This is a genomic window from Candidatus Pantoea deserta (genome assembly GCF_003813865.1).
Classification (GTDB): Bacteria; Pseudomonadota; Gammaproteobacteria; order Enterobacterales; family Enterobacteriaceae; genus Pantoea; species Pantoea deserta.
In genome coordinates this window covers 103,693-123,629 of sequence record NZ_RMVG01000011.1, presented here as the reverse complement: position 1 = coordinate 123,629, position 19,937 = coordinate 103,693, and the positions used below count along the sequence as shown (strand labels likewise).

The following is a 19,937-nucleotide window of genomic DNA, read 5'->3' as shown; positions in this document are numbered from 1 at the left end:
GCGTCTCCTTAGAAATAACCCTGACGTTTTTTCAGTTCCATCGAACCGGACTGATCGCGGTCAATCACGCGGCCCTGGCGTTCGCTGGTGGTCGAGACCAGCATCTCTTCGATAATTTCCGGCAGCGTCTGCGCTTCGGACTCCACCGCGCCGGTAAGCGGCCAGCAGCCGAGGGTACGGAAACGCACCATGCGCTGCTTGATCACTTCGCCAGGCTGTAAATCGATACGGTCGTCATCCACCATCATCAGCATCCCGTCGCGTTCCAGCACCGGGCGCGGCGCGGCCAGGTAGAGCGGCACGATCTCAATGTTTTCCAGGAAGATGTACTGCCAGATGTCCAGTTCGGTCCAGTTCGACAGCGGGAAGACGCGGATGCTCTCGCCTTTGTTAATCTGGCCGTTGTAGTTGTGCCACAGCTCCGGGCGCTGGTTTTTCGGGTCCCAGCGGTGGAAGCGGTCGCGGAAAGAGTAGATACGCTCTTTGGCGCGCGACTTCTCTTCGTCACGGCGCGCGCCGCCGAATGCGGCGTCAAAGCCATATTTGTTCAGCGCCTGCTTCAGCCCTTCGGTTTTCATAATGTCGGTATGCTTGGCGCTGCCGTGTACGAAGGGGTTGATGCCCATCGCCACGCCTTCCGGGTTGCGGTGAACCAGCAGCTCTGCGCCCATCTCCTTGACTGTGCGATCGCGGAAGGCATACATCTCGCGAAACTTCCAGCCGGTATCGACGTGCAGCAGCGGAAACGGCAGCGTGCCAGGATAAAAGGCCTTGCGCGCCAGGTGCAGCATCACCGACGAGTCTTTCCCGATGGAGTACATCATTACCGGATTGCTGAACTCCGCCGCGACTTCCCGGATGATGTGAATGCTTTCCGCCTCTAACTGACGCAGATGAGTGAGTCTTTTTTGGTCCATGATTTTTCCTCAAGCCAGATTGACAACGGCGGACTCGCGGGTCGCCTGCTGTGCAGAATGTTGAAACCAGGCCAGTTGCCCGTGCAAATTCACCACTTCTCCGATAACCAGCAGCGCTGGCGTCGGCGCGGCAGCGGCCAGCGCTTCCAGGTGTTCTAATGTGCCGGTCAGCACCTGCTGATCCTGACGCGTGCCGCGGCCAATCACCGCCACCGGCGTGTCGGCGGCGCGGCCATGCCGTATCAGCCCTTCGCTAATCTCTGCGGCTTTTACCGTGCCCATATAAATAGCCAGCGTCTGCCGCGCGCGCGCCAGCGAAGGCCAGTCGATACCGTCGCCGTCGGCGCGGCAGTGGCCGGTAATAAACATTACGCTCTGCGCGTGGTCGCGATGCGTCAGGGGAATACCGGCATAGGCGGTCGCGCCCGCCGCCGCCGTTACGCCAGGCACCACCTGAAACGGAATGCCCGCTTCCTGCGCCGCCTGCAACTCTTCGCCGCCGCGGCCAAAGATAAAGGGATCGCCGCCTTTCAGGCGCACCACGCGTTTGCCCTGTTGCGCCAGCTCGACCAGCAGGCGATTGGTCTCCTCCTGCGGCACCGAGTGCGCTCCGGCGCGCTTGCCGACGCAGATGCGATCGGCGTCGCGGCGCACCAGATCCAGCACCTCGTCGCTCACCAGATGGTCATAGAGAACCACATCGGCCAGCTGCATAACCTGCAAGCCTCGCAGCGTCAGCAAGCCGCTGTCGCCCGGTCCGGCGCCGACCAGAATGATCTCCCCTTCCCGATTCGGCTGTTGCTGAAGTTCGCGCTGAAGCGTGCGCGTCGCCTCTTCGATGTTGCCCGCCGCCATCTGGCTGGCAAACAGGCCGTTAAAGGCTCGCTCCCAGAAGCGGCGGCGATCGGACATGCGGCTAAAGCGCTGTTTAACGCTGTCGCGAAACGCGCCCGCCACTTCCGCCATCTGCCCCAGGCTGGCAGGCAGCAGCGCTTCCAGCTTTTCGCGCAGCATACGCGCCAGCACCGGCGCGGTGCCGCTGGAGGAAATGGCGACGACAAGCGGAGAGCGATCGACGATCGAGGGAAAGATAAAGCTGCATTTGGGCTGGTCGTCCACCACGTTGACCAGGCGGTGACGGGCATTGGCCTCGTCGTAAACCTGACGGTTAAGCAGGTTATCGTCGGTTGCGGCAATCGCCAGGAACACGCTATCCAGCTGAGCCGGATCGAAGGCGGTAGCCAGCCATTCAATCTGCTGCTCCTGATGCAGCGCCTGGAGTTCCGGGCATAGCTCGCGCGACACCACGCGCACCTGCGCAGAGGCGCGGCGCAGCAGTTCGATTTTGCGGGCGGCGACGTCGCCGCCGCCTACCACCAGCACCGGACGACCCTTGAGGTCGGCGAAAAGAGGCAGATAATCCACGATAACCTTAGTGTTGTAACCGTAATTTAACGCGACTATACGTTGCGCCCTTCTGGCAGATGAAATTACGAATTGGAATGAGTAGTTACCGAATGGAATAACGCACCGGGCAAGGTCATAACAAAATGTGCTTAACAGATGATCTGGCAAGGCTTTCGGTGCAAATCAAATTGTTTAATGGCGATCACAGTTTCATACTAAACAGCGAAAAAAATTTGCCGTATTTGTTATGGGATGCCCTCACAAGGAACACAGCATGTTTGCCTTTCTCCGCCTGACCGCGCTGGCTGCGCTGTTGAGTTGCGGTTTTGCTCTGCCTGCCCAGGCCGCCAGCGTCGCGCCTGGACACTTTGCCGAGCAGCAGCTCCGCCACATCGCCACCTATTTTCCCGGCCGCATGAGCGGCAGTCCGGCCGAAATGATGGCTGCCGACTATCTCCAGCAGCAGTTCAGCGCGCTGGGTTTTCAGAGTAATACGCGTCAGTTTAATACCGGCTATCGCTGGCGTGAAAAGAGCGGCGAGCTACGCTGGCACAAGATCACCGCAACCTCGGTGATTGCCGCTCGCGCGGGAAGCGCCCCGCAGGAGATCCTGATCGTGGCGCATCTTGATACCTGGACGCCGCTCAGCAGCAGCGACGCGGAGCATAATCTTGGCGGCCTGCGCTTGCAGGGCGTTGACGATAACGCCTCCGGACTGGGCATTATGCTGGAGCTGGCGCAGCAGCTGAGCCAGCGGCCGCTGCACTACGGCATTCGTTTTGTCGCGCTGAGCGCAGGCGAGGCGTCGCTGGGCGGCATGCAGGATTATGTTGCGCGCATGAGCGAAAAAGAGAAAAAGAACACGCTGCTGGTAATTGATTTGAACAGCCTGATTACGGGCGATCGCCTCTACTTTAACAGCGGCATCAACACGCCGCGCGCGGTGCGCAAGCAGACCAGCGAACGCGCGCTGCGCCTGGCGCAGCAGCTCGGCATCCCCGCCGCCAGTCATCAAATCGCCGCGCGCGACTACCTCGGCATCAATGCCTTTGATAAGGCCGGCTTTCCCCTGCTGGACGTGACGGCAAGCAACTGGATGCTGGGCAACCGGGATGGCGCACAGCAGCGCAGCCGTTCATCGCACTTCCCGGAGGGCACCACGCGTCATCAGACCGACCGTGATAATCTCAGCTATCTGGATCGCTGGCTGCCGGGACGCATCTCGATACGCACGCGCGACAGCGTCAGCGTATTGCTGCCGCTGCTGGGCGAACTGACCAATCCCAAAGTGTGAGGATCACTATGTATATCGTCTCGTTAAGTTATTTTCGTCCGGTTGAAGAGGTTGAAGCGCTGCTGGAGCCGCATATTCAGTGGCTGGATCGCTATTTCGCCGCGGGGGCGTTTATTGCGGCTGGCCGTAAGGACCCGCGTACCGGCGGCATAGTGCTGGCAAAAGAGATGGATCGCGCACGGCTGGATGCCATTCTGGCGGAAGATCCTTTTGTCGCGGTGGCCAACTATGAGGTGACAAAGCTGAACGTCACGCGCGCGACCGACGATTTCGCCGCGCTGGTGGGAATATAGTGCGCAGGCGCGCCGCTTATCACGGCGCGGCCGTTATTTAGCCTTCGTGCAGTCCGCACTCGCGCTTCAGACCGAAGAAGCGCGTCTCTTCTTCCGCCATGCCTGGCTCCCATTTACGCGTGGTATGAGTGTCGCCGACCGACAAATAGCCCTCATCCCACAGCGGATGGTATTTAAGATTGTGCTGTTGCAGATACTGATGAATTTGCCGATTGTCCCAGTCGATAATCGGCAGCACTTTAAACACGCCGCGCTGCACATTCAGCACTGGCAAATTCGCCCGGCTGCCGGACTGATCGCGACGCAGTCCGGCAAACCAGGTCTGCGCGCCCAGCGTCTGCAAGGCGCGGTTCATCGGCTCAACCTTATTAATCTGATTGTACTGCTCAATGCCTTCGACGCCCTGCTCCCACAGTTTGCCGTAGCGCGCTTCCTGCCAGGCTGGCGAGGTTTCGGCGCGAAACACTTTCAGGTTCAGATTAAGCTGGTCGGTCAGCGCATCAATAAAGCGATAGGTTTCGGGGAACAGGTAGCCGGTATCGGTGAGGATCACCGGAATATCGGGCTGCTGGCGCGTAACCAGATGCAGCGACACCGCCGCCTGAATGCCAAAACTTGAGGAGAGCACAAACGCCCCCGGCAGATTCTCCAGCGTCCAGCTGACGCGCTCCTCCGCCGAGCGCTTCTCCAGCTGCGCATTGGTGGCCGCCAGCGCCAGCGTGCGCTCAACTTTGTTCATTTCACTCAGTGCTGCGAGGTCGAACTGACTCATACTGCCTCCGAATCCCAGAAATCGCGTGCCGGATCGACGACCGGCTTGATAATGCCTGCGCGGATAGTGAAATCGCCGAAGCCTTCATCGCCGAGGCGCTCCTGCGCCCAGCGGCCTACCAGCTCGTCGATGCTGGCGAGGATCTCGCTTTCCGTAATGTTCTCGCGATACATGCGCGGAATACGCGTACCGATGCGGTTGCCGCCGATATGCAGGTTATAACGGCCCGGCGCTTTGCCCACCAGTCCGATTTCCGCCAGCATGGCACGCCCGCAGCCGTTGGGACAACCGGTAACGCGTAACACTATGTGCTCTTCGCCCACGCCGTGGCGATGCATAATCTCTTCCACTTTTGTGACGAAGTCGGGCAGGAAGCGCTCGGCCTCGGCCATCGCCAGCGGACAGGTTGGAAAGGCTACGCACGCCATCGAGTTTTCACGCTGCGCGGTGACGCTCTCCATCAGGCCATGCTCGCGCGCAATCGCCTCAATTTTCGCCTTTTCGCTCTCCGGCACGCCGGCCACGATCAGGTTCTGGTTGGCCGTCAGGCGGAAATCGCCCTGATGCACGCGCGCGATGGCGGCGATGCCGCTCTTCAGCGGACGCCCCGGATAGTCCAGCAGGCGGCCGTTTTCAATAAACAGCGTCAGGTGCCACTTATTGTCGATACCCTTAATCCAGCCAATACGGTCGCCGCGCGTGGTGAATTCATACGGGCGAATCGGTTCGAAGGTCAAACCGGCGCGCTTTTCCACTTCCGCTTTGAAGGTTTCGACGCCAACGCGCTCCAGGGTGTATTTGGTCTTGGCGTTTTTACGATCGGTACGGTTGCCCCAGTCGCGCTGCGTGGTGACGACCGCAGCCGCGACCTCCAGCGTTTTGCTCAGCGGCAGATAGCCGATTTCGCTGGCGGTGCGCGCATAGGTCGCCTTGTTGCCGTGCTCAATCGACAGACCGCCGCCCACCAGCAGGTTAAAGCCGATCAGTTTGCCCTTCTCGGCAACCGCGATGAAGTTAAGATCGTTGGCGTGCAGATCCACATCGTTATGCGGCGGGATCACCACGGTGGTTTTGAATTTACGCGGCAGATAGGTCTCGCCGAGGATCGGCTCCTCATCGGTGGTCGCGACCTTCTCTTTGTCCCACCAGATCTCCGCATAGGCGCGGGTGCGCGGCAGCAGATGCTCAGAGATCTTCTTCGCCCACTCGTAAGCTTCCTGATGCAGCTCCGACTCGACCGGGTTTGAGGTGCAGAGTACGTTGCGGTTCACATCGTTGGCGGTCGCCAGCGCGTCGAGACCCACCTCATGCAGCATTTGATGCGACGGCTTCACGTTCTTTTTCAGAATGCCGTGAAACTGGAATGTCTGACGGTTGGTCAGGCGGATGCTGCCGTACAGGGTCTTCTCGGTGGCGAACTTATCGATCGCCAGCCACTGCGTCGGCGTAATAATGCCGCCCGGCAAACGGCAGCGCAGCATCATGGCGTGGCGCGGCTCCAGCTTCTGCTCGGCGCGTTCGGCGCGAATATCGCGGTCATCCTGCTGGTACATGCCGTGGAAACGGATCAGCAGGAAGTTGTCGCCGCTGAATCCGCCGGTCAGACCATCATCAAGGTCTTCCAGAATAGTGCCGCGTAAATAGTTGCTCTGTTTTTTAAGACGCTCAGCGTCGACCAGCTTGCCTTCAACAACCAGCGGTCCAGGGTGTTTTTCGCTCATTAGTAAACGTCTCGCTGATAACGGCGCTCAATGCGCAGCTCACTTAAAAATTCGTCGGCCGTTTCACGATCCATTGCGCCGTGTTCGACCACCACATCCAGCAGTGCCTGCTCGACGTCTTTCGCCATACGGTTGGCGTCGCCGCAGACATAAATATGGGCGCCCTCTTCAATCCAGCGCCATACTTCCGCCCCTCTGGCGCGGATTTTGTCCTGAACATAAACCTTCTGTTCCTGGTCGCGCGACCAGGCGAGGTCGATATTGGTCAGCAGGCCGTCTTTAACGTACTTCTGCCACTCGACCTGATAAAGGAAGTCTTCGGTAAAGTGCGGATTGCCGAAGAACAGCCAGTTTTTGCCGCCTGCGCCGTCATTGTCGCGCTGCTGCATAAAGGCGCGGAACGGCGCAATGCCGGTACCCGGTCCAATCATAATCACCGGCGCGTCGGGGTTGGTCGGCAGACGGAAGTTGTCGTTGTGCTCGATAAAGACGCGGATGTCCGCATCCTCTTCCAGCCGATCGGCCAGATAGCTGGAGGCGCCGCCTGCGCGAGCGCGGCCGTCGATGTCGAAGCGCACCGCGCCCACGGTGATATGCACTTCGGTTTCGTTCTCCGCCTGCGACGAGGCGATAGAGTAGAGACGCGGCGTCAGCGGACGCAGCAGCGAGGTCAGCTGTTCCGCGTTGAGTTCGGTCGGCGCATTACGCACCATATCGACAATCGGGAAAGTCTGCGCGTAATGTTGCAGCTTCGCCTTGTCGCCCACCAGCGCCAGCAGCGTCTCATTGCGCGACAGCGCGGCATACTGCTCAACAATCTGCGCGGTGTTCACCGTCAGCTCGAAGTGCTTTCGCAGCGCGTCGCTGAGCGGCAGGGTTTCATCGTTGATCTGTACCGGCTCATCGCCTTTTAGCCACAGCAGACCCAGCAGCTCTTCGACCAGCGCGGCATCGTTTTCATACCAGACGCCGAGCGCATCGCCGGGCTGATAGCGCAGACCGGAATCGCCCAGGTCGATCTCAATATGACGCACGTCTTTATCGGAGTTGCGGCCGGTAATTTTCTGGTTAACGGCAAAGCTGGCGGTCAGGGGAGCCTCTTTGGTATAGGGGCTGCTGTGCACTTCGTTAACGCTGCCGCTCGCGGTGGCGACGGCCTGCGCGGGCGTTTCGCTCGGCACGCGCTGTTTCAGCACCTCAACCAGCGCGCTGCGCCAGTTCGCTGCCGCTTCGGCGAAATCCACATCCGCATCCACGCGATCCAGCAGGCGCTCTGCGCCCAGCTCAGCCAGGCGGCTGTCGAAGTCTTTACCGGCTTTGCTAAAAAATTCATAGGAGGTGTCGCCGAGGCCCAGCACCGCAAACGCGGCGCCGTCCAGCTTCGGCGCTTTTTTCGACATCAGAAATTTATGCAGCGCGACCGCCTCTTCCGGCGGATCGCCCTCGCCCTGAGTGGAGGTCACCACCACCAGCAGCTTCTCCTGAGCGATCTGCTTGAACTTGTAATCACCGGCATTGACCAGCTTAACGTTCAGCTTTGCCGCCTGAAGATCGTCGCGCAGCTGCTCCGCCACACGGCGGGCGTTGCCGGTTTGCGAAGCCGAGATCAGCGTAATCGCCGGGATCTCCGCTGCCGCTGCCGCTGGCGCGCTGGTTGCCACGCTGCCGGGCGTCTGATTAATCATTCCCCAGAAGTAGCCAGAGATCCACGCCAGCTGGGTGGGAGAAAAATCAGTCGTTGCCGCCTGTAAGCGCGCAAGTTGCTCCGGGTTGAGCGGGAGCAGAGAACCTGGGGGTGCCTGAGTCGTCATCGCGTTAAAAATTCCAGTGTCTGAAGTCCGGACCGTGAAGTAGCGGGAAAGAGTGGTAGGTTACCGGCCCGTATATTAACGATTAAATACGGCTTCGACATAATAAATAACCAAAATGACTAAGTGGTTTTTTGGGTAGGTATAATCAGTAAAACTGGTATAGAAAAGCGCTTATTTTCATTTACTTAAGAAGTTAATCTCTTCGGCTTCTCCTGAAAATGCCCCTTTATAGCGATGCGAGTGCGAAAATTCTGCTTTTCAGGTAGAATTTCTCTGTTTTTAAGCCTGAGAACCATTATGTCTACCACACTGTTTAAAGAGTTCCAGTTCGAAGCCGCGCATCACCTTCCTAATGTACCGGAAGGACACAAATGCGGTCGCCTGCATGGCCATTCGTTTCTGGTGCGACTGGAAATTACCGGCGAAGTGGATGCGCATACCGGCTGGGTAATGGACTTTGCCGAACTGAAGGCGGCGTTCAAGCCCCTTTATGAGCGCCTCGATCACCATTACCTGAATGACATCCCCGGTCTGGAAAATCCCACCAGCGAAGTGCTGGCAAAGTGGATTTGGGATGAGATGAAGCCGCTTCTGCCTGAGCTGAGCGCGGTCATGATCAAAGAAACCTGTACCGCTGGCTGCGTCTATAAAGGGTAATCCCGTCAGGGCTGCTGTTTGCGCAGCCCGCACGCGCTTCTTTAGCGCGTTGTCATCTGCCTGTCATCTGCTCTCTCTACGTTGTTCTCTTCCTGATTAAACAGCAAGAGAATCAACGATGAACCTTAAGTCTATCGCCGCTATGGCGCTGCTTTTTAGCGCCTCCGCCGCCGTTCAGGCGCAAAACGTCCTCGACTTTCCTCAGCCTGACAACCTGCCGGAAGCGTTCTATGCCGTCACTGAAATTCCGGCTGGCGGCATGATTAAATATGAGACCGATGCGAAAACCGGTTTTATCGTTGCGGATCGCTTTCAGTCGATGCCGGTCGTCTACCCGGCCAACTACGGATCGCTGACGCAGTCGCTGGGCGGCGATAACGATCCGCTCGACGTGATCTTTTATACCCGCGCGCCGTTGCAGCCCGGCACGCTGATCAAACTGCGCGCCATCGGCGTCCTGAAGATGATCGACGGCGGTGAAGTGGACGACAAGATCGTCGCGGTGCCGACCAGCAAGATTGATCCGACCTATGACGACATCAAAAGCCTGAGCGATCTGCCCAAGATCGAGCAGGAGCGTCTACAGGCTTTTTTCCGCGTTTATAAACAGCTGCCGGATGGCCGAAAGAAGGTCGAACTCAACGGGTTTGAAAGCGCGGAAGCCGCGAAGAACGAGATTAAAAAGGCATTTGACGCTTATAAAGCGAAGCAGTAAGGATAAACGGGCGGCGGTCGCCGCCCTGCGCTGTTCCGTCAGGCGATATTGAGATACTTGTGGGTCTGCATCGAAAGACGCCAGTTGCGCGCAATACAGGTTTCGATGCAAAGCCTGGTGGCCTCATCTTTGCGGCTGATCGGCTGTAGCGCGATAATGCGCGCTTTGCTGTCGGTAAGCGTCGCCAGCAGCGCGTCCAGCGCCTCGACGTCACGCTCGCGCGCCACCGGATGTTTAATCTCATCCGCACGCTGTAGCGCCTGCGCCAGCACGTCATAGCCGCCGCGCATATTCACCTTTGGCGATACCGTGACCCAGGTGTTCTCTGAACAGTGCACCTCATGGGTGCCGCTGGTTTCGATCTGGCACTGAAAGCCTTGCGCTTCCAGGGCCGTGGTCAGCGGACGCAGATCGTAAATTGCCGGTTCGCCGCCGGTAATGACCACGTGACGCGCCGTCCAGCCCTGGCGCTGAATGGTCTCAACCAGCAGCGCCGCATCGGCGTTGCCCCACGCATCCGTTTCCACCGTTTTGACCAGAATATCGCCTAGCGCCGTTTCCCGATCGGCCAGCTTCTCCCAGGTATGTTTGGTATCACACCAGCTACAACCCACCGGGCATCCCTGTAAGCGGATAAAGATGGCCGGAACGCCGGTATAGAATCCCTCTCCCTGGAGCGTCTGGAACATTTCGTTAATCGGGTATTGCATTACGGACTCGCTAGTAAAAAACAGGGCGCTGATTATGGCAGATTTGCCGCGCAGCTCAACCACGCGATGTGCCTTTTCTGTGCGCAAGAAATAGCTCTTTGCCAGTTGGCATAGCCTGCCAGGCGGCAAAGAGGCGAAGTGGAAAGCAACTCTGGTTCTTCTCATATTGCCTACGCTGGCTGGCATGCAAAGTTTTCAATTTTCAAAAAATCTTATTCAGCGTTATTTTTCTGCTGGTTCACTTCTTCCCAAATGCCCTCCAGATTCCAGAGGCATTCGGCCCCGCCAGGCTCACTAAGCAAGGCCCAGCGCGCAGCAGTATAATATTCTGACGCGGCTTTCCCTGGCTGTACGACCATCCGCGTACAAACAATATTCGTACCGCTCATGTGAGGCCAGGAGCCTGCGTCCAGCCTGTGTAAAACCGCTAAAACGCCCCTGGGATTTATCGGCAGAGCAGTAGCTAATGCCTCTTCAAGCTGATCGGCTTGTTTACGATCGGCTTTTACTGCAAGGTCAGGAACAGCGCCAAGCCAGGCGCCGTCACCTGCCGCTACCTTTTGTGCGACATATCGCCAGTCTGAAGGTGTTAAACTGTTTTTTGCAGCGGTATCAGGCGAGGGTGTAGCCAGTGCAAAGGCAGGCAGCACAAGGAGTGTGGCTATCCACTTCATCGTATAACCTCCAGATAAGCACCCCGATCCTTGCTCACCAACAGGCGCGTATGAGGATACATGATTATACAGCCTGAAGAGGCAAAGCCGGGAACGCCGTGAACTTTTTCGCCATGGATACGGAAAGTGCGCATATCTCGGTTGTACGTTTCGCCGCTGATATGAATTAGCGTAATGGTAAGTGGACCTTTGCTGGTGCCGGTGCTGCCTATTTTCCAGATTCCGCGTGGAATGGGTCCCATGCCTCGAACCTGTTCGCGGTCAGGATTATTTTTGTTAGTAAGCACACCAGAATAGCCTTTCTCAATTAACTTACCATCCTGAAACAGTTCTCCTGTGCTTTGCTTGTATATCCATTTGGCCATTATCGCTCTCCTTATGCGATTTTAAACTCTTTCCAGCAATCAGCATGCTGAATATTTCCATCCAGATAGCTCCAGTGAATTTTCTCATAGTGTAATCCCACATGTTCAATATGCCCGTAACTCTCGAAATCCGTATCTCTTACATTAAACATAATGGGCACGACATGGCATACTTTCACTTTATCCAGAACCACTTTGAAATACTTGTCTTCGCTCCCGTTATAATTAATACGGTAATATTTGAATATCGCTTTTGCCAGAGTGCGGCCGGTGGTAAGTGCCCGATACAAAAGCGGAGAAGATGAGTCAATTTGTTTTTCGAAAGTATAAGCCTCGTGCTGGTGTGCTCCGGTAATGGCACCGTTGATATTGTCTGTAGGCAGAGAAATATCGTGTTGCATACCCACTATTTCAATACTCCCTTCCCGGCCGTAACCTTCGACGCTTCCCTTTAGTAACTCGCCCTCTTCCTCGTAAATCCAAAGATAAATGGGTAGAGCCATAGCTGACGTTCCTTGAGTTAACAAAAGAATTCAACCTACGTCAGGAAAAATAAAAAAATGATGATTTAAATCATTATGACGTAAAAAATTAACCATAAGAGTTAAAATCACACTTTAAATACTCATGAATCTACATATTTAATTTCAAGCCCATATTAATAAGTTAACTTCGTTATCTTTTATGGAGGACATGTTGTCAAATACGGAGTTTTATTTGTCTATTATTCTCAGTGTGTCATTACTATTTCAAAACGCCACCTTTGCGACACGGGATAAATGCTCAGGATCATCTTTCTAAAAACTGCATCAATCCTTTAATGGAATCAGTAAAAAAACAAAAGCCCCGCGCAAGGCGGGGCTTTGTCTCAGGCATATGCCGTCAGGCGACGGCATCAGCAGGCGATTACGCCTGGCCTTTTACTTCTTTCAGACCGTTGAAAGGCGCTTTTGAACCCAGCGCTTCTTCGATACGGATCAGCTGGTTGTACTTAGCCACGCGGTCAGAACGGCTCATAGAACCGGTTTTGATCTGGCCTGCTGCGGTACCTACCGCCAGGTCGGCGATGGTCGCATCTTCGGTTTCACCTGAACGGTGTGAAATCACCGCGGTGTAGCCAGCGTCTTTGGCCATTTTGATCGCAGCCAGGGTTTCGGTCAGAGAACCGATCTGGTTGAATTTGATCAGAATGGAGTTAGCGATGCCTTTCTCGATACCTTCTTTCAGAATCTTAGTGTTGGTAACGAACAGGTCGTCGCCCACCAGCTGGATTTTGTCGCCCAGCACTTTGGTCTGGTAAGCAAAGCCGTTCCAGTCTGACTCGTCCAGGCCGTCTTCGATAGAGACGATCGGGTACTGTTTGGTCAGATCTTCCAGGAAGTGAGTGAACTCTTCAGAGGTAAAGGCTTTGTTGCCTTCGCCAGCCAGCACGTATTTGCCGTCTTTGTAGAATTCAGACGCTGCGCAGTCCATCGCCAGGGTGATGTCTTTGCCCAGCTCATAGCCTGCTGCTTTTACCGCTTCTGCGATAACGGCCAGCGCTTCGGCGTTGGAACCCAGGTTCGGCGCGTAGCCGCCTTCGTCACCTACAGCGGTGTTCAGGCCTTTCGCCTTCAGCACTTTCGCCAGGTGATGGAACACTTCAGAACCCATGCGGATAGCTTCTTTAACTGTTGAAGCGCCAACCGGCTGGATCATGAACTCCTGGATGTCGACGTTGTTGTCGGCGTGCTCGCCGCCGTTGATGATGTTCATCATCGGCAGCGGCATAGAGAATTTGCCTGGGGTGCCGTTCAGCTCAGCGATGTGCTCATACAGCGGCTGGCCTTTAGAGGCGGCGGCGGCTTTCGCGGCTGCCAGAGAAACCGCCAGGATGGCGTTTGCGCCGAAGTTGGATTTGTTTTCAGTACCGTCCAGGTCGATCATGATCTTGTCAATGTTCGCCTGATCTTTCGCGTCTTTGCCTTTTACCGCGTCAGCAATCGGACCGTTAACCGCAGCAACTGCTTTAGTTACGCCTTTGCCAAGGAAACGGGATTTGTCGCCGTCACGCAGTTCCAGCGCTTCGCGTGAACCGGTAGAAGCGCCTGACGGTGCCGCTGCCAGACCAACAAAACCACCTTCCAGATGTACTTCCGCTTCTACAGTCGGGTTGCCGCGGGAGTCGATGATTTCGCGACCGATGACTTTAACGATTTTGGCCATTACGATTTTCCTCAGTACAAGTTAGTCAATCCTAAGACAAACAACGCGCGAAAAGTTCGCGCGTTGCTCGTGAAACTTACTTCGCTAAACGCTTCTGGTGATCCTGCGCGGCCTTAACAAAGCCGGCGAACAGCGGATGACCGTCGCGCGGTGTTGACGTAAACTCCGGGTGGAACTGACATGCGACAAACCAGGGGTGGTTCGGGATCTCAATGATCTCAACCAGCTGATCGTCGCCAGAACGTCCGGCAATACGCAGCCCTGCGGCTTCAATCGGCTTCAGCAGCAGATTGTTAACTTCGTAGCGGTGGCGATGACGCTCAACAATAGTATCGGAACCGTACAGCTGGCGAACTTTGCTGTCCGGCGTCAGCTGACACTGCTGGCTGCCGAGGCGCATGGTGCCGCCCAGATCGCTGCTTTCCGTACGCTGTTCCACATTGCCGTTTTCATCGCGCCATTCGGTGATTAGCGCCACCACCGGGTATTTACAGTCTGGCACAAATTCCGTGGAGTTGGCGCCTTCCATCCCGGCGACGTTGCGCGCGAACTCCATCAGCGCGACCTGCATGCCGAGACAGATGCCCAGATACGGCACGTTGTTTTCACGCGCGTACTGCGCGGTCATCAGCTTGCCTTCCACGCCGCGGTAGCCGAAGCCGCCGGGGATCAGAATCGCATCCAGATCTTTCAGAATTTCGACGCCGCGCGTCTCGACGTCCTGCGAGTCGATCAGCTTGATGTTCACCGTGACGCGATTTTTCAGGCCGCCGTGCTTCAGCGCTTCAATAACGGATTTGTAGGCGTCCGGCAGTTCGACATATTTGCCGACCATACCGATAGTGACTTCGCCGCCCGGATTAGCCTCTTCATAGATCACCTGCTCCCATTCGGACAGGTTGGCTTCCGGCGCGTTGAGGTTGAAGCGCTTGCAGATATAGTCATCCAGGCCCTGCGATTTCAGCAGGCCAGGGATTTTGTAGATAGAGTCGACATCTTTCAGCGAAATGACCGCTTTTTCCGGCACGTTACAGAACAGCGCGATTTTGGCGCGTTCGTTTGCCGGCACGGCGCGGTCGGAACGGCAGATCAGCACGTCCGGCTGAATACCGATAGAGAGCAGCTCTTTCACCGAGTGCTGGGTCGGTTTGGTTTTCACTTCGCCCGCTGCCGCCATATAAGGCACCAGCGTCAGGTGCATATACATGGTGTGCTCGCGGCCAACGTCAACCGCCATCTGGCGAATCGCCTCAAGGAACGGCAGCGATTCGATATCACCTACGGTTCCGCCGATCTCCACCAGAACGACGTCATGACCTTCGCCACCTTCGATAATACGTTCTTTAATGGCGTTGGTGATATGCGGGATAACCTGAATGGTCGCGCCGAGATAGTCGCCGCGACGCTCTTTGCGCAGCACTTCAGAGTAGATACGACCGGTGGTGAAGTTGTTGCGGCGCGTCATTTTAGTGCGGATGAAGCGCTCGTAGTGACCTAAATCCAAATCGGTTTCGGCCCCGTCGTCGGTGACGAAGACTTCACCGTGCTGGGTAGGGCTCATGGTGCCCGGATCGACGTTGATGTAGGGATCCAGCTTCATGATGGTCACATTCAGACCACGAGCTTCGAGAATGGCTGCGAGGGAGGCTGCGGCAATGCCTTTACCCAGAGAGGAAACGACCCCGCCGGTCACAAAAATATAATTCGTTGTCATGCTGAACCTGAGAGTTTAGGTTTAAAGACGGTGGAATAACCAGGACGGGAAAACAGTATACCGGAAACCCCTGCTAGCCACAATTGATGAATCACCGCCATCCTCCAACGCATTGCTGCGGGTAACATAGCGGATAGCGGCCGAGGAAATGTTGATGCAGGTCACAACTTTTTTCTCAGGCTGAATCGAGTAAGCGTGACCGGCTAAATATTACGCACGGCTGGAATAATCAGCGTTTTTCGCCGTTTTTCACCTGCTGCCAGGCGGCTTCCATCTGATCGAGCGTCGCCTCCTGCATGCTTAATCCCTGCGCGGCGATAATAGCTTCAACCGCGCGAAAGCGGCGTTCAAACTTATCGTTGGCCTTTTGCAGCGCCGTTTCCGCTTTGCTGCCGAGATGGCGCGACAGGTTAACGGTGGCGAACAGCAAATCGCCGATCTCCTCTTCCAGCTTGTGGGGATCGACGGTGGCCTGCTGCGCCTCGTGCATCACCTCGTCAATCTCCTCATGCACTTTATCCAGTACCGGACCAATTGAGGTCCAGTCGAACCCCACGTTATGGCAGCGCTTCTGGATTTTATGGGCGCGCATCAACGCCGGAAGCGCTCTGGGAATATCATCCAGCGCCGAATGCTGCGCCTTTTCCGCCCGCTCCGCGCCTTTAATCGCCTCCCAGTTTTTCAGCACCTCCGCGCTGCTTGCCACGCTGGCGTCGCCAAAGATATGCGGATGACGGCGCTCCAGCTTATCGCTGATGGCGTTGCAGATGTCGTCGAAGTTAAAGCGCCGCTGCTCGCTGGCCATCTGCGCGTAGAACACCACCTGAAACAGCAGATCGCCCAGCTCGCCGCGCAGATCGTCAAAGTCTTCGCGCTGAATAGCGTCCAGCACTTCATAGGTCTCTTCCAGCGTATAGGGCGCAATAGAGGCGAACGTTTGCTCGCGATCCCACGGGCAGCCGCGCTGCGGATCGCGCAGGGTTTGCATAATGGTGAGCAGGCGATCGAGAGAGTTCATGGCAAATCCTTTCGGGCAGGAGGGGAAAAACGGGGGATGAGCATACGCCCATCCCGCAAATCAGTGAAGACGTCGGGCGTCAATGATGTCAGGCACCTGGTTCAGACGCGACAGAACGCGCCCCAGTACCTGCTGATTGTAGATTTCAATATCCATATCGATGGTCGCCAGCTGTTTTTTGGTGTCGCTGCGGCTGGAGACGCCCAGCACATTCACCTTCTCGTTGGCGAGAATCGTCGTGACGTCGCGCAACAGCCCGCTGCGATCGTTGGCGGTGACGCGCACCACCAGCGAATAGCCGCTGGAGTAGCTTTCGCCCCACACCGCGTCGACGATACGCTCCGGCGCGTGGGACGTCAGCTCGGCCAGCTGGTCGCAGTCGGCACGGTGGATGGAAATGCCGCGCCCCTGCGTAATAAATCCGACAATATCATCGCCGGGGATCGGCTGGCAGCAGCGCGCAATATGATGCATCAGGTTGCCGACGCCTTCGACCACCACGCGGCCGCTCTCTTTACGCGACGGCGGCGAGTAGCTCTTCTGCGTCAGCTGGCGCAGCGCCTCGCGATCTTCCTCTTCCGCGCTCGGTTTATTGAGCTTCGCCTGCAGGAAGTTGACCATCTGGTGAAGCCGGATGTCGCCGCCGCCGATGGCCGCCAGCAGCTCGTCCAGCGAGGTGACGTTATAGCGCGGCAGTAGCAGTTTCTCCGCTTCGCGCAGGCTAATATCCAGCTGGTTCAGCTCGCTGTCGAGGATCTGGCGGCCTGCGGCGATATTCTTGTCGCGATCCTGCTTGCGGAACCAGTTATGGATCTTGGCGCGTCCCCGGCTGGTGGTGATATAGCCGAGGTTCGGGTTGAGCCAGTCGCGGCTGGGATTCGGCTGCTTCTGGGTAATGACCTCTACCTGATCGCCCATCTGTAGCTGATAGGTAAAGGGCACGATGCGGCCGCCGATTTTGGCGCCGATGCAGCGGTGGCCGATATCGCTGTGAATATGATAGGCAAAGTCGAGCGGCGTGGAGCCGGCGGGCAAATCCACCACGTCGCCTTTTGGCGTAAAGACATAGACGCGATCGTCAAAAACCTGACTGCGCACCTCTTCCAGCATTTCGCCAGAGTCAGACATCTCTTCCTGCCAGGCGATCAGCTTACGCAGCCAGGCAATGCGCTCTTCGTGACCGGACGCGCCGCGCGCGTTGCTGCTGCCCGGTCCCTCTTTGTATTTCCAGTGCGCGGCGACGCCCAGCTCCGCATCTTCGTGCATCTGACGCGTCCGAATCTGGATCTCGACGGTTTTGCCCTTCGGTCCCAGCACCACGGTGTGGATCGACTGATAGCCGTTCGGCTTGGGATTCGCCACGTAGTCGTCGAACTCGGCAGGCAGATGGCGATAGAGCGTATGGACAATGCCGAGCGCGCCATAGCAATCCTGCAAGCGCTCGGCGACGATACGCACCGCGCGCACGTCAAAGAGTTCGTCAAACGCCAGCGACTTCTTCTGCATCTTACGCCAGATGCTGTAGATATGTTTCGGACGGCCATACACCTCGGCGCGCACGCCCTCTTTCACCATCTCTTTACGCAGCGAGTCGACAAAATTCTCGATGTACTGTTCGCGGTCGATGCGGCGCTCATGCAGCAGTTTGGCGATGCGCTTGTATTCGTCAGGATGCAGATAGCGGAAGCAGTAATCCTCCAGCTCCCACTTCAGCTGGCCGATACCGAGCCGGTTCGCCAGCGGCGCATAAATATTGGTGCTCTCTTTAGCCGCCAGCACGCGTTCATCTTCCGGCGCGTCTTTCATTTCGCGCAGGTTCATGATGCGTTCCGCCAGCTTGATCACCACACAGCGGAAGTCTTCCACCATCGCCAGCAGCATACGGCGAACGTTGTCCACCTGTTCGGAGGCCATGGAGTCGTTATGAATCGCCTTAAGCTGGCGAATCGCGTCCATATCGCGCACGCCGTGCACCAGCGTCACAATGCCGTCGCCAAAGGTTTCGCTCAGCTTCTCTTCGCTCACCACCTCGGCATTGGCCAGCGGGAAGATCAGCGCGGCGCAGGAACTTTCGATGTCCATGCTGAGCATGGAGAGGATCTCCACCATCTCAATGCCTCGCCACAGCAGCAGCGCCTGATCGGGATGATCCTGCGTCTGAGCCTCGCAGTAGCGCCAGGTTTCAGCGATGCGTTCACATGATTGCGGGTTGGCAATACCAAGACTGGCGATCCACTGATCGAGAGCAAACTCTCCTGCCGTATTTAAATGCGCACTTCTGACCGCAACCATATCCTCTCCTGCCACAGCGACATCACCTGCCGCTTATGTTTTGCTGAACAGCACCATGGATTCGAGATGACGGGTATGAGGAAACATATCCAGCATCGCGACCCTTTCCAGATGGTAGCCCGCCGACAGTAATGTCTGGCTGTCGCGAGCAAGCGTTGTGGGATTACACGAAACATAGACCACGCGTTCTGGCGCAAGTTTAACCACATGCGCCATCACGCCCGCAGCCCCGGCGCGCGCCGGATCGAGCAATACCTTGTTAAAGCCTTGCGCCGCCCACGGCTGGCGCGCAACGTCTTCCTCCAGATTGTGCTGGAAAAAACGGACATTTTTAAGATTATTCAACTGCGCATTATACGCTGCCTGCCGCACTAATGCTGCAACGCCCTCCACACCCACAGCATTTTGTACGAATTTTCCTACAGGGATCGTAAAGTTTCCCATGCCGCAAAACAGATCCAGCACGCGATCGTCAGGTTGCAGATCGAGCCAGCGGATCGCCTGCGCGACCATCTGCTGATTAACCGCGTCGTTGACCTGAATAAAGTCCTGCGGGCTAAAATTCAGCCGCACGCCCGCGGCGTGATAATAAGGCTCGCCGCCGCCGACGTTCTCCAGCGCGTCGCCGCCTGCGTCAAGAAACAGCATCAGGCTATGCTCATGCGAAAAACGTTCCAGTTTTTCGCGATCGTCAGGGTGCAGCGGGTCAAGATGGCGCAGCACCATAAGCGGACCGTTATCCGCCAGCACCAGCTCAACGTGTCCCAGCCGGCTGGCGGCCTTCAGCGCGCGCAGGCAGTCGCGCAGCGGCAGCAGCAACGCCTCAAGTTCGGGCGTCAAAATGGGGCATTCGCGAATCGCCACCAGATCGTTGCTCCCCTCCTGGCGAAAGCCCATTTGCAGCTCGCGCGTTTTCGGCTGCCACTGCAAGCCGAGTCGCGCGCGGCGGCGATAGCCCCAGGCCGGACCTGCAAGAATGTCGTCCACCGCCACGCTGCGCTGCGCGGCCTGGCTCAGCATGCGCGACAGCGCCGCGGCCTTGCTGCGCTGCTGCAACGGCTCTGCGGCGTGCTGCTGCTGGCAGCCGCCGCAGCGGGAAAAGTGCGCACAGCGCGGCGTGACGCGATCCGGGCTGAGGCTTAACAGCCGCGTTGCTTTGCCGCGCGCGTACTGTCGTTTCTCCTCTACCAGCGCCACTTCCGCCTGCTCGTCCGGCAGCGCGCCGCTAATAAACAGGGTCTTGCCCTGATGCCGCGCGACGCCCTGACCAAAAGCATCAAGCTCATTCACGGTAACGATAATGCGTTGCTTAGTCGTCGCGCGCTGTTTTGCGGAGTAAAATTGCGCCATAGTGTTCTACATTCTCAATAAA

18 protein-coding genes are annotated in these 19,937 nt (G+C 57.0%); 4 read left to right on the top strand and 14 right to left on the bottom strand.

Annotated features, from left to right (window positions below; genetic code table 11):
- Positions 1-8 precede the first annotated feature (8 nt).
- Both cysD and cysG read right to left on the bottom strand, forming a co-directional pair.
- Positions 9-917, bottom strand: a complete 909-nt coding sequence (gene cysD / locus BBB56_RS14665; RefSeq protein WP_120454433.1) for a sulfate adenylyltransferase subunit CysD — start codon at positions 915-917, stop codon at positions 9-11.
- Positions 918-926: 9 nt separating this feature from the next.
- Complete coding sequence (cysG, locus tag BBB56_RS14660; RefSeq protein ID WP_123801689.1) at positions 927-2,342, bottom strand: siroheme synthase CysG; 1,416 nt, start codon at positions 2,340-2,342, stop codon at positions 927-929.
- A gap of 256 nt (positions 2,343-2,598) precedes the next feature.
- Here cysG and BBB56_RS14655 point away from each other — a divergent pair, with 256 nt between their 5' ends.
- Together BBB56_RS14655 and BBB56_RS14650 are read left to right on the top strand one after the other, a co-directional pair.
- Positions 2,599-3,618: an aminopeptidase gene (locus BBB56_RS14655; protein WP_123801688.1), complete on the top strand. Its 1,020-nt coding sequence runs from the start codon at positions 2,599-2,601 to the stop codon at positions 3,616-3,618.
- A gap of 8 nt (positions 3,619-3,626) precedes the next feature.
- Positions 3,627-3,911 (top strand): YciI family protein, encoded by a 285-nt coding sequence (locus BBB56_RS14650; RefSeq protein WP_123801687.1) that lies wholly within the window; start codon positions 3,627-3,629, stop codon positions 3,909-3,911.
- A 37-nt stretch (positions 3,912-3,948) separates the two neighbouring features.
- Here BBB56_RS14650 and BBB56_RS14645 read toward each other — a convergent pair whose 3' ends face one another.
- The 3 genes from BBB56_RS14645 to cysJ are packed head-to-tail and all read right to left on the bottom strand — an operon-like array spanning position 3,949 to position 8,215.
- Complete coding sequence (locus tag BBB56_RS14645) at positions 3,949-4,683, bottom strand: phosphoadenylyl-sulfate reductase (RefSeq protein WP_123801686.1); 735 nt, start codon at positions 4,681-4,683, stop codon at positions 3,949-3,951.
- On the bottom strand, positions 4,680-6,404 hold the full coding sequence (gene cysI / locus BBB56_RS14640; RefSeq protein WP_123801685.1) for an assimilatory sulfite reductase (NADPH) hemoprotein subunit: 1,725 nt from the start codon (positions 6,402-6,404) through the stop codon (positions 4,680-4,682). Before cysI ends, BBB56_RS14645 begins: the two co-directional genes overlap by 4 nt.
- Positions 6,404-8,215, bottom strand: coding sequence for an NADPH-dependent assimilatory sulfite reductase flavoprotein subunit (gene cysJ, locus BBB56_RS14635; protein ID WP_123801684.1), 1,812 nt, complete (start codon positions 8,213-8,215; stop codon positions 6,404-6,406). The genes cysI and cysJ overlap by 1 nt, the downstream gene beginning before the upstream one ends.
- 294 nt (positions 8,216-8,509) lie before the next feature.
- Here cysJ and queD point away from each other — a divergent pair, with 294 nt between their 5' ends.
- Both queD and BBB56_RS14625 read left to right on the top strand, forming a co-directional pair.
- Positions 8,510-8,872, top strand: a complete 363-nt coding sequence (gene queD, locus BBB56_RS14630) for a 6-carboxytetrahydropterin synthase QueD (RefSeq protein ID WP_199756247.1) — start codon at positions 8,510-8,512, stop codon at positions 8,870-8,872.
- 118 nt (positions 8,873-8,990) lie between these two features.
- Positions 8,991-9,587, top strand: a complete 597-nt coding sequence (locus tag BBB56_RS14625) for an inorganic diphosphatase (protein WP_123801682.1) — start codon at positions 8,991-8,993, stop codon at positions 9,585-9,587.
- A gap of 38 nt (positions 9,588-9,625) precedes the next feature.
- Here BBB56_RS14625 and queE read toward each other — a convergent pair whose 3' ends face one another.
- The 9 genes from queE to rlmD form a co-directional block, all read right to left on the bottom strand.
- Positions 9,626-10,297 (bottom strand): 7-carboxy-7-deazaguanine synthase QueE, encoded by a 672-nt coding sequence (queE, locus tag BBB56_RS14620; RefSeq protein ID WP_123801681.1) that lies wholly within the window; start codon positions 10,295-10,297, stop codon positions 9,626-9,628.
- A gap of 212 nt (positions 10,298-10,509) precedes the next feature.
- A complete protein-coding gene (locus BBB56_RS14615) occupies positions 10,510-10,971 on the bottom strand; it encodes a hypothetical protein (RefSeq protein ID WP_123801680.1) in 462 nt (153 codons plus the stop codon).
- On the bottom strand, positions 10,968-11,336 hold the full coding sequence (locus tag BBB56_RS14610) for a tlde1 domain-containing protein (RefSeq protein WP_123801679.1): 369 nt from the start codon (positions 11,334-11,336) through the stop codon (positions 10,968-10,970). The genes BBB56_RS14615 and BBB56_RS14610 overlap by 4 nt, the downstream gene beginning before the upstream one ends.
- Before the next feature lie 11 nt (positions 11,337-11,347).
- Positions 11,348-11,839, bottom strand: a complete 492-nt coding sequence (tssD, locus tag BBB56_RS14605) for a type VI secretion system tube protein TssD (protein WP_123801678.1) — start codon at positions 11,837-11,839, stop codon at positions 11,348-11,350.
- Between the two features lie 403 nt (positions 11,840-12,242).
- Positions 12,243-13,541 carry a phosphopyruvate hydratase gene (gene eno, locus BBB56_RS14600; protein WP_123801677.1) on the bottom strand — a complete coding sequence of 433 codons (1,299 nt, stop codon included), beginning with the start codon at positions 13,539-13,541 and terminating at the stop codon, positions 12,243-12,245.
- A gap of 76 nt (positions 13,542-13,617) precedes the next feature.
- Positions 13,618-15,255 (bottom strand): glutamine hydrolyzing CTP synthase, encoded by a 1,638-nt coding sequence (pyrG, locus tag BBB56_RS14595; RefSeq protein WP_123801676.1) that lies wholly within the window; start codon positions 15,253-15,255, stop codon positions 13,618-13,620.
- A 229-nt stretch (positions 15,256-15,484) separates the two neighbouring features.
- Positions 15,485-16,273, bottom strand: coding sequence for a nucleoside triphosphate pyrophosphohydrolase (gene mazG / locus BBB56_RS14590; protein ID WP_123801675.1), 789 nt, complete (start codon positions 16,271-16,273; stop codon positions 15,485-15,487).
- Positions 16,274-16,333: 60 nt separating this feature from the next.
- The gene (gene relA / locus BBB56_RS14585) at positions 16,334-18,565 is read right to left on the bottom strand and encodes a GTP diphosphokinase (protein WP_123801674.1); all 2,232 of its coding nucleotides are present in this window, start codon (positions 18,563-18,565) and stop codon (positions 16,334-16,336) included.
- Between the two features lie 33 nt (positions 18,566-18,598).
- Positions 18,599-19,915 (bottom strand): 23S rRNA (uracil(1939)-C(5))-methyltransferase RlmD, encoded by a 1,317-nt coding sequence (rlmD, locus tag BBB56_RS14580; RefSeq protein WP_123801673.1) that lies wholly within the window; start codon positions 19,913-19,915, stop codon positions 18,599-18,601.
- Positions 19,916-19,937 lie beyond the last annotated feature (22 nt).

Bases quoted from the DNA above. Each gene is read 5' to 3' on its own strand.
- cysD (WP_120454433.1), bottom strand. From the start codon at position 917: ATGGACCAAAAAAGACTCACTCATCTGCGTCAGTTAGAGGCGGAAAGC.
- tssD (WP_123801678.1), bottom strand. From the start codon at position 11,839: ATGGCTCTACCCATTTATCTTTGGATTTACGAGGAAGAGGGCGAGTTA.
- relA (WP_123801674.1), bottom strand. From the start codon at position 18,565: ATGGTTGCGGTCAGAAGTGCGCATTTAAATACGGCAGGAGAGTTTGCT.
- BBB56_RS14625 (WP_123801682.1), top strand. From the start codon at position 8,991: ATGAACCTTAAGTCTATCGCCGCTATGGCGCTGCTTTTTAGCGCCTCC.
- eno (WP_123801677.1), bottom strand. From the start codon at position 13,541: ATGGCCAAAATCGTTAAAGTCATCGGTCGCGAAATCATCGACTCCCGC.
- BBB56_RS14655 (WP_123801688.1), top strand. From the start codon at position 2,599: ATGTTTGCCTTTCTCCGCCTGACCGCGCTGGCTGCGCTGTTGAGTTGC.
- rlmD (WP_123801673.1), bottom strand. From the start codon at position 19,915: ATGGCGCAATTTTACTCCGCAAAACAGCGCGCGACGACTAAGCAACGC.
- BBB56_RS14610 (WP_123801679.1), bottom strand. From the start codon at position 11,336: ATGGCCAAATGGATATACAAGCAAAGCACAGGAGAACTGTTTCAGGAT.
- pyrG (WP_123801676.1), bottom strand. From the start codon at position 15,255: ATGACAACGAATTATATTTTTGTGACCGGCGGGGTCGTTTCCTCTCTG.
- BBB56_RS14615 (WP_123801680.1), bottom strand. From the start codon at position 10,971: ATGAAGTGGATAGCCACACTCCTTGTGCTGCCTGCCTTTGCACTGGCT.
- queE (WP_123801681.1), bottom strand. From the start codon at position 10,297: ATGCAATACCCGATTAACGAAATGTTCCAGACGCTCCAGGGAGAGGGA.
- cysI (WP_123801685.1), bottom strand. From the start codon at position 6,404: ATGAGCGAAAAACACCCTGGACCGCTGGTTGTTGAAGGCAAGCTGGTC.
- mazG (WP_123801675.1), bottom strand. From the start codon at position 16,273: ATGAACTCTCTCGATCGCCTGCTCACCATTATGCAAACCCTGCGCGAT.
- cysJ (WP_123801684.1), bottom strand. From the start codon at position 8,215: ATGACGACTCAGGCACCCCCAGGTTCTCTGCTCCCGCTCAACCCGGAG.
- BBB56_RS14645 (WP_123801686.1), bottom strand. From the start codon at position 4,683: ATGAGTCAGTTCGACCTCGCAGCACTGAGTGAAATGAACAAAGTTGAG.
- BBB56_RS14650 (WP_123801687.1), top strand. From the start codon at position 3,627: ATGTATATCGTCTCGTTAAGTTATTTTCGTCCGGTTGAAGAGGTTGAA.